At 74.4% G+C, this 7,223-nt stretch carries 8 protein-coding genes and 1 rRNA gene; 3 read left to right on the forward strand and 6 right to left on the reverse strand.

What is annotated here, in order from left to right; all coding sequences use genetic code 11:
- Positions 1-21 precede the first annotated feature (21 nt).
- Genes ACI8AX_RS13290 through ACI8AX_RS13305 form a run of 4 tightly spaced genes read right to left on the reverse strand, consistent with a single transcriptional unit; the run spans position 22 to position 3,980 of the window.
- Positions 22-1,725, reverse strand: a complete 1,704-nt coding sequence (locus ACI8AX_RS13290; RefSeq protein ID WP_456550300.1) for a ribonuclease J — start codon at positions 1,723-1,725, stop codon at positions 22-24.
- Complete coding sequence (gene dapA / locus ACI8AX_RS13295) at positions 1,722-2,618, reverse strand: 4-hydroxy-tetrahydrodipicolinate synthase (RefSeq protein WP_456550301.1); 897 nt, start codon at positions 2,616-2,618, stop codon at positions 1,722-1,724. Before dapA ends, ACI8AX_RS13290 begins: the two co-directional genes overlap by 4 nt.
- A 48-nt stretch (positions 2,619-2,666) precedes the next feature.
- Positions 2,667-3,152 carry a dihydrofolate reductase gene (locus ACI8AX_RS13300; protein ID WP_456550302.1) on the reverse strand — a complete coding sequence of 162 codons (486 nt, stop codon included), beginning with the start codon at positions 3,150-3,152 and terminating at the stop codon, positions 2,667-2,669.
- Between the two features lie 9 nt (positions 3,153-3,161).
- The gene (locus tag ACI8AX_RS13305) at positions 3,162-3,980 is read right to left on the reverse strand and encodes a thymidylate synthase (protein WP_456550303.1); all 819 of its coding nucleotides are present in this window, start codon (positions 3,978-3,980) and stop codon (positions 3,162-3,164) included.
- Between the two features lie 46 nt (positions 3,981-4,026).
- Between ACI8AX_RS13305 and ACI8AX_RS13310 the strand changes: the two genes are divergently transcribed.
- A complete protein-coding gene (locus tag ACI8AX_RS13310; RefSeq protein WP_456550304.1) occupies positions 4,027-4,437 on the forward strand; it encodes a YkvA family protein in 411 nt (136 codons plus the stop codon).
- On the opposite strand, the gene ACI8AX_RS13315 is transcribed toward ACI8AX_RS13310, so the two are convergent.
- Positions 4,427-5,647 carry a winged helix-turn-helix domain-containing protein gene (locus ACI8AX_RS13315; protein ID WP_456550305.1) on the reverse strand — a complete coding sequence of 407 codons (1,221 nt, stop codon included), beginning with the start codon at positions 5,645-5,647 and terminating at the stop codon, positions 4,427-4,429. The two genes, ACI8AX_RS13310 and ACI8AX_RS13315, sit on opposite strands and share 11 nt — an antisense overlap.
- Positions 5,648-5,709: 62 nt before the next feature.
- Between ACI8AX_RS13315 and ACI8AX_RS13320 the strand changes: the two genes are divergently transcribed.
- Together ACI8AX_RS13320 and ACI8AX_RS13325 are read left to right on the forward strand one after the other, a co-directional pair.
- A complete protein-coding gene (locus tag ACI8AX_RS13320; protein WP_456550306.1) occupies positions 5,710-6,297 on the forward strand; it encodes an N-acetyltransferase family protein in 588 nt (195 codons plus the stop codon).
- Positions 6,294-6,959, forward strand: a complete 666-nt coding sequence (locus tag ACI8AX_RS13325) for a DUF2461 domain-containing protein (protein ID WP_456550307.1) — start codon at positions 6,294-6,296, stop codon at positions 6,957-6,959. The genes ACI8AX_RS13320 and ACI8AX_RS13325 overlap by 4 nt, the downstream gene beginning before the upstream one ends.
- Before the next feature lie 144 nt (positions 6,960-7,103).
- Here the strand turns inward: ACI8AX_RS13325 and rrf are convergent.
- Positions 7,104-7,220, reverse strand: a 5S ribosomal RNA gene (gene rrf / locus ACI8AX_RS13330).
- Between the last annotated feature and the right edge of the window lie 3 nt (positions 7,221-7,223).

The raw sequence follows: 7,223 nt of genomic DNA on the forward strand, positions 1-7,223 counted from the left end.
CCCGTCACCGGGCGACTCCGCTCAGACCTCGAGGACCGTGGGGATGATCATCGGGCGGCGGCGGTAGGTGTCGCTCACCCACTTGCCGATCGTCCGGCGGATCACCTGGGACAGGCGGTGGGCGTCGACCTCGCCGTCGTCCAGCGTGCGCTTGAGGTTCTCCTCGACCAGCCGCAGCGCCTCGTCGAACGCCGCCGGGTTCTCCGAGAAGCCGCGCGTGGACAGGTGCACCGGCCGCACGATGGTGCGGGTCGAGGGCTCGACGACGACCGTCACCGCGACGAAACCCTCGTCGCCGAGGATCCGCCGCTCCTGCAGCGCCTCCTCGCCGACGTCCCCGACGTTGAGCCCGTCGACGTAGACGTTGCCGATCGGCACGGTGCCGACGATGGAGGCCTTGCCGTCGACGAGGTCCACCACCACGCCGTCCTCGGCGAGGATGACCCGGTCGGTGCTCATGCCGGTCTGCTCGGCCAGGGCCGCGTGCGCCCGCAGGTGCCGCCACTCCCCGTGCACCGGCATGAGGTAGCGCGGCTTGGCGACGTTGAGCAGCGTGCGCAGCTCGCCGGCGGGCGCGTGCCCGGAGACGTGCACCATCGCCGTCTCCTTGTGGATCACGGTGGCGCCCAGCCGGGCCAGCCCGTTGATGACCTTGTAGACGGCGGTCTCGTTGCCCGGCACCAGCGACGACGCGAGCACGATCGTGTCGCCGGCCTCGATGGTCACCTGGTGGTGCTCGCCGCGCGCCATGCGGCCCAGCGCGGACAGCGGCTCGCCCTGCGACCCCGTGCTGACCAGCACGACCTGCTCGGCCGGCATCGACGTCGCCTCGTCCAGGGAGACCATCAGCCCCGGCGCCATGCGCAGCAGGCCGAGGTCGCGGGCGACGCCCATGTTGCGGACCATCGAGCGGCCGACGAAGGCGACCTTGCGGCCGTGCTTCTCGGCGGCGTCGAGCACCTGCTGGATGCGGTGCACGTGGCTGGCGAAGCTGGAGACGATCAGCCGCTGCGTGGCCCGGCGGAACACGTCCTCCAGCACCGGGCCGATCGCACGCTCGCTGGTGACGAAGCCCGGGATCTCGGCGTTGGTCGAGTCGGCCAGCAGCAGGTCGATGCCCTCGAGCCCGAGCCGGGCGAAGGCACCGAGGTCGGTGAGGACGCCGTCGAGCGGCAGCTGGTCCATCTTGAAGTCGCCGGTGTGCACGAGCAGCCCGGCGGGCGTGTGGACGGCGACGGCGAGCGCGTCGGGGATCGAGTGGTTGACGTTGATGAACTCGCAGTGGAACGGGCCGGCGAGGTGGTCGTCGCCGCCGGCCACCTCGACCAGCACCGGGTCGATGCGGTGCTCCCGCAGCTTGGCCTTGACCAGCGCGAGGGTGAACCGCGAGCCGACGAGCGGGATGTCGCCGCGCAGCCGGAGCAGGTAGGGCAGGGCGCCGATGTGGTCCTCGTGCCCGTGGGTGAGGACGACGGCGTCGATGTCGTCGAGCCGGTGCTGGATGACCCCGAAGTCGGGGAGGATCAGGTCGACGCCGGGCTGCTCGGCCTCGGGGAACAGGACGCCGCAGTCGATGACCAGCAGGCGGCCCTCGAACTCGAGGACGGCCATGTTGCGGCCGATCTCCCCCAGCCCGCCGAGGGCCATCACGCGCAGGCCTCCGGCGGGCAGCGGCGGCGGGGTCTTCAGGTCCAGGTGCGGCTGGGCGGCGGTGGGGACACTCACAGGCTGACGCCTCCGGCGGCGAGATCGTGGCGCAGCTGCTCGAGCTGCTCGGGGGTGGCGTCGACCAGCGGCGGGCGGACCGGGCCGCTGGGCAGGCCCAGCTCGCGCAGCGCCGCCTTCACCAGGATGACGCCCTGGGTGCGGAAGATGCCGGTGTAGACCGGCAGCAGCCTCTCGTTGACCGCGCGGGCCCTGACGAGGTCGCCGGACTCGACGGCGGCCACGAGCTCGGCCAGCTGCGGTCCGACCAGGTGCCCGGCGACGCTCACCACGCCGACCGCGCCCAGCGCGAGCAGCGGCAGGTTCAGCATGTCCTCGCCGCTGTAGTAGGCCAGGTCGGTGCGGGCCAGGGTCCAGGCGACGGCGCCGAGGTCGGCCTTCGCGTCCTTGACCGCGACGATCCGCGGGTGCTCCGCGGCGCGGACCAGCGTCTCGACCTCGATCGGCACCACGGTGCGCGGCGGGATGTCGTAGAGCATCACCGGCAGGCCGGTGGCGTCGGCGACGGCGGTGAAGTGCCGCAGCAGGCCCTCCTGCGGCGGCTTGTTGTAGTACGGGGTGACGACCATCAGGCCGTGGGCGCCCAGGCGCTCGGCGTCGCGGGCCTTCTCGATGGAGTGCGCCGTGTCGTTGGTGCCCACGCCGGCCACGACGACCGCGCGGTCGCCGACGGCGTCGAGCACGGCCTCCAGGACGGCGCGCTGCTCGGCGTCGCTGGTCGTCGGGGACTCCCCCGTCGTGCCGGCGACCACGAGGCCGTCGTGCGCGCACCGGTCGACCAGGTGCGCGGCCAGTTCCTGGGCGCCGGCGAGGTCGATCGACCCGTCCTCGGCCAGCGGGGTGACCATCGCCGAGAGCACGCGGCCGAAGGGCCGGACGGGGTCGCTGGTCATGGGGAGAATCTACCCAGCGGCACCGACGCCACCCGCTGCGCGGGGCGCTCAGCGCCGGTGGTCGGAGACCGCGTAGCGCACTCCGGTGGACGGCGAGGTGGCCCAGCCCTCGGCCGGCGTCCGGGAGACCACCCGCCACCCCGTGCCGAGCACCGGGGCGCGGGTGTCACCCTCGACGTCCAGGTCCACCTCGGTGACCACGGCCCGCTCGGCGTGCGGCAGGAACTCCGCGTAGACGGTGCCGCCACCGATCACCCAGCAGTCGGGGAACTGGGCGAGCACCTGGCTCACCGAGTACGCCGGGCGGGCGCCCTCGGCCCACCACAACGGGTCGCCGGTGAGGACGACGTTCGTCCGCCCGGGCAGCGGCCGGGACCGGTCCGGCAGCGACTCCCAGGTGCGCCGGCCCATGACCACGACCGAGCCGGTGGTCAGCTCGCGGAAGTTGCGCAGGTCCTCGGGCAGGTGCCAGGGCAGCGTGCCGTTCGCGCCGATCACCCGGGCGCGCGCCTGCGCCCAGACCAGCGAGATCATGCGCGCGGGTCAGACGGCGACGGCGGCGCGGATGGCCGGGTGCGGGTCGTAGCCGTGCACGCTCACGTGCCCGGGGGTGTAGTCGAACAGCGACGGGGCCGGCGCCAGCTCCAGCGTCGGGAACGGCCGGGCGGGGCGGGAGAGCTGCTCGCGGACCTGCTCGTGGTGGTTGTCGTACACGTGGCAGTCACCGCCGACCCAGATGAAGTCGCCGGGCTCCAGGCCCACCTGCGCGGCGACCATGTGGGTCAGCAGCGCGTAGCTGGCGATGTTGAACGGGACGCCGAGGAACATGTCGGCGCTGCGCTGGTACAGCTGGCAGGACAGCCGTCCTCCCGCGACGGAGAACTGGAACAGCGTGTGGCACGGGGCCAGCGCCATGTCGGGCAGGGCGGCGACGTTCCAGGCGGAGACGACCATGCGCCGCGAGTCCGGGTCGCGGCGCAGCGTGTCCAGGACGCCGGAGATCTGGTCCACGTGCTCGCCCGAGGGGGTGGGCCAGGACCGCCACTGCACGCCGTAGACCGGCCCGAGCTCGCCGGCCGGGGAGGCCCACTCGTCCCAGATCGTGACGCCGTGCTCGTGCAGGTAGGCGATGTTGCTCTCGCCGCGCAGGAACCACAGCAGCTCCACGACGATCGAGCGCAGGTGCACCTTCTTCGTGGTGAGCAGCGGGAAGCCGGCGGACAGGTCGTAGCGCAGCCGCTCCCCGAACAGGCTCACCGTGCCGGTGCCCGTGCGGTCGGACTTCGGCGTCCCCTGCTCCAGCACCCGCCGCAGGAGGTCCTCGTACTGCGTGTCGACCGGCTGCCCGGCAGTCCCCACCACGGGGATGCAATCTACGTGCCGACGGCGACGGGCCACACTCTCCGACATGGAGTGGTGGGCCACGCTGCTGGCCGTCGTCGGCGGCCTGCTGCTCGTGTGGGCGCTGCTGCTGGCCCTGCTGTGGCGGGCGCGGCCGGAGGACCTGACCGTGCGCGAGGCGCTCCGGCTGCTGCCCGACCTGGTCCGGCTGGTCCGGCGGCTGGCCCGGGACCGCTCGGTTCCTCGCGGGGTCCGGGTGCGGCTGTGGCTCCTGCTGGCCTACCTGCTCTCGCCGCTGGACCTGGTGCCCGACGTCGTCCCGGTGCTCGGGTACGCCGACGACGTCGTGGTCGTGGCGCTGGCGTTGCGCGCGGTGGTGCGCCGGGCGGGCGCCGAGGCGCTGGACCGGGCCTGGCCGGGCAGCCCCGCCGGTCTGGCGGTGGTGCGGCGCCTGGCCGGGGTGCGGCTCACGGGCTGACGGCCGTGGCGGCGGCGAGTTCCGGGGCGAGGTCGCCCGCGCCGACGACGACCACCCGCTCGAGCTCCAGCCAGCCGGCCATCAGCCGGAGCTCGGCGGCCAGCTCCGTGGCGACCGCGGGGCGGTCGACGCCGTCCTCGGCGTGCACGGCCTGCACGAGCAGCGCCCCGGTCCTCCGGTCGGCCTTGAGGTCGGCGCGGGCGACGAGCCGGTCGCCGAGGAGGAAGGGCAGCACGTAGTACCCGTGCACGCGCCGCGCGGCGGGCGTGTAGATCTCCAGGCGGTACCGGAAGCCGAAGAGGCGCTCCACGCGCGCCCGCTCCCAGACCAGGGAGTCGAAGGGGCTCAGCAGTGCCCGGGCGGTGATCCGGCGGGGCCGGCGGGCAGCCGGGTCGAGCCACGCGGCTGCGCCCCAGCCGTCGACCTGCACCGGCAGCAGCTCGCCGGCCTCGGTGAGCTCCTCGATCGCCGTGCGCGCCGCGGCCGGTCGCAGCCGGAAGTAGTCGCGCAGGTCGCGCTCGGTGGCGACGCCCAGCGCCCGGGCGGCGGTGCGCACGAGCTCCCGGAAGGCCGCGGCCGGCTCCGGGGTCGGGGCCTGCACGACGGCGGCCGGGAGCACCCGCTCGGTGAGGTCGTAGACGCGCTCGAAGCCGGCCGTGCGGCTGCGGGCGGTGAGGGCCCCGGTGAAGAACAGCCACTCCAGCGCGACCTTGGCCGGGTGCCAGTTCCACATCGTCCCGGGCCGCTCGCGCCGGGTCTCGAGCAGCTCGCTGGCCTTCGTGGGCCCCTGCTCGCGGACCCGGTCGAGCACCTCGGCGACGTAGCCCGGGCGCTCCCGCTGCAGCCGCACCATGTTCCCCCAGGCGTGCTCCTCGGCCGCCGCCATGCGCCACCGCAGGTACGGGTGCAGCCGCACGGGCAGGTAGGAGGCCTCGTGGGCCCAGTACTCGAAGACCTCGTGGCGACGGTTGGCGAAGTCGTCGAGCGCGGCCCGCGGGTACCCGCCGATGCGGCTGAAGTAGGGCAGGTAGTGCGACCGCGACAGGACGTTGACCGAGTCGATCTGGACGACCGACAGCCGGTCGGTGACCCGCCTCAGCTGACGGCTGCCGAGGGCCACGTCAGGGCGGGGACCGGCGAAGCCCTGCGCCCCCAGCGCGATGCGCCGGGCCAGCGGTGCCGGCAGCCGGTCGACGACGGGGGCGCTCACGGCTGCCGATCCTGCCTGCCGGGTACGACGGACGCGGCTCCACCTGCGCCTACGCTGCCCGGGTGGAGCCTCCCGCCTTCCCCCGGCTGACCGGGAACGTGACCGTCTCGGTGCGCCCGGCGCGCGCCGGGGACGTGGCGGACCTGGCCCGCGTCCAGGCGGTCACCTGGCGGACGGCGTTCCGGTCGGTGCTGCCGGCCGTGGTGCTCGACGAGTGGGACGAGGACGCGGCCGCCGCCGTCTGGCGCGCCGCCGTCCTGTCGCCGCCGACCCCCGCCCACGGTGTGCTCGTGGCCGTGGACGGCACGGCGGTGGTCGGCTTCGCCGCCTACGGCCCGCCCGAGGTGTCGCCCGACGAGCCCCGGACCGCGGACGCGCCGACGACCGAGGTGGCGACCCTGCTCGTCGAGCCGCGGTGGGGTCGCCGCGGGCACGGGAGCCGGCTGCTGGCCGCCGTGTCGGACCTGGCCGTCGCCACGGGCGCCCGCCGGCTGTCGATGTGGGTGCCGGAGGCCGACGCGGTGACGGCCCGGTTCCTGGAGTCGGCCGGCTGGGGCCGGGAGGGGTGGGTGCGCACCCTCGACACGGGAGGCGACCCGCTGCGCGAGGTCCGCTGGCACACGCTGCTCGACGAGGAGGAGGCCCGGTGACCTTCGAGGGCTTCCCCGACGAGGGCCTGGTCTTCTACGAGGGCCTGGAGGCCGACAACAGCAAGACCTACTGGACCCGTCACCGCCCGCAGTACGAGTCGTGCGTCCGGGCGCCGCTCCAGGCCCTCGTCGACGAGCTGGCCGGGGAGTTCGGGCCTGCCAAGCTGTTCCGCCCGTACCGGGACGTGCGCTTCAGCAACGACAAGACGCCCTACAAGACGCACCAGGGCGCCGTGGTCGAGCCACCGGGAGCGGGCGCGGGCGCCTGGTACGTGCAGGTCTCCGCCGACGGCCTGCGGGTGGCCGGTGGCTGCTGGCGGCTCGAGCCGGACCAGGTGGCCCGCTACCGCCGCGCCGTCGTGGACGACGTCCAGGGACGCCGACTCGCCGAGGAGGTGGCCCGCCTGACCGGACGCGGCTGGGAGGTGGGCGGCGACCGCCTGACCCGTCCGGCCCGCGGCTTCGACGTCCCGGACGACGCCCGGGCGGACCTCCTCAAGCACCGCTCGCTGCACGTCGCGCAGCAGTTCGAGCCGGCGCCGTGGCTCCACGGGCGGGAGGCGCTGGACCGCGTCCGCGAGGCCTGGCGGGACGTGGTGGCGCTCAACGCCTGGCTGGCGGACAACGTCGGCGCGACCACGCGGGAGGTCCGCCGCCGCTGACGGCCGCGCCCGGCCGCGCCCGGCGAGTACGAAGCCCGGGCTCGTGGCGCACGACGCGGCCATCCTGCCGCGGGCCTGGCGACCGACGGAGGGGGCATGCAGAAGGGCCCCAGCCTGGTGGCTGGGGCCCTTCTGGGAATGGTTGTCCGGCGGTGTCCTACTCTCCCACCCCGTCTCCAGGGCAGTACCATCGGCGCTGAGAGGCTTAGCTTCCGGGTTCGGAATGGGACCGGGCGTTTCCCTCTCGCCATGACCGCCGTAACT

The sequence above is a fragment of the Blastococcus sp. SYSU D00813 genome, assembly GCF_054050735.1.

Excerpts from the sequence above, each read along its gene's own strand:
- dapA (WP_456550301.1), bottom strand. The coding sequence starts at position 2,618 with ATGACCAGCGACCCCGTCCGGCCCTTCGGCCGCGTGCTCTCGGCGATG.
- ACI8AX_RS13300 (WP_456550302.1), bottom strand. The coding sequence starts at position 3,152 with ATGATCTCGCTGGTCTGGGCGCAGGCGCGCGCCCGGGTGATCGGCGCG.
- ACI8AX_RS13310 (WP_456550304.1), top strand. The coding sequence starts at position 4,027 with ATGGAGTGGTGGGCCACGCTGCTGGCCGTCGTCGGCGGCCTGCTGCTC.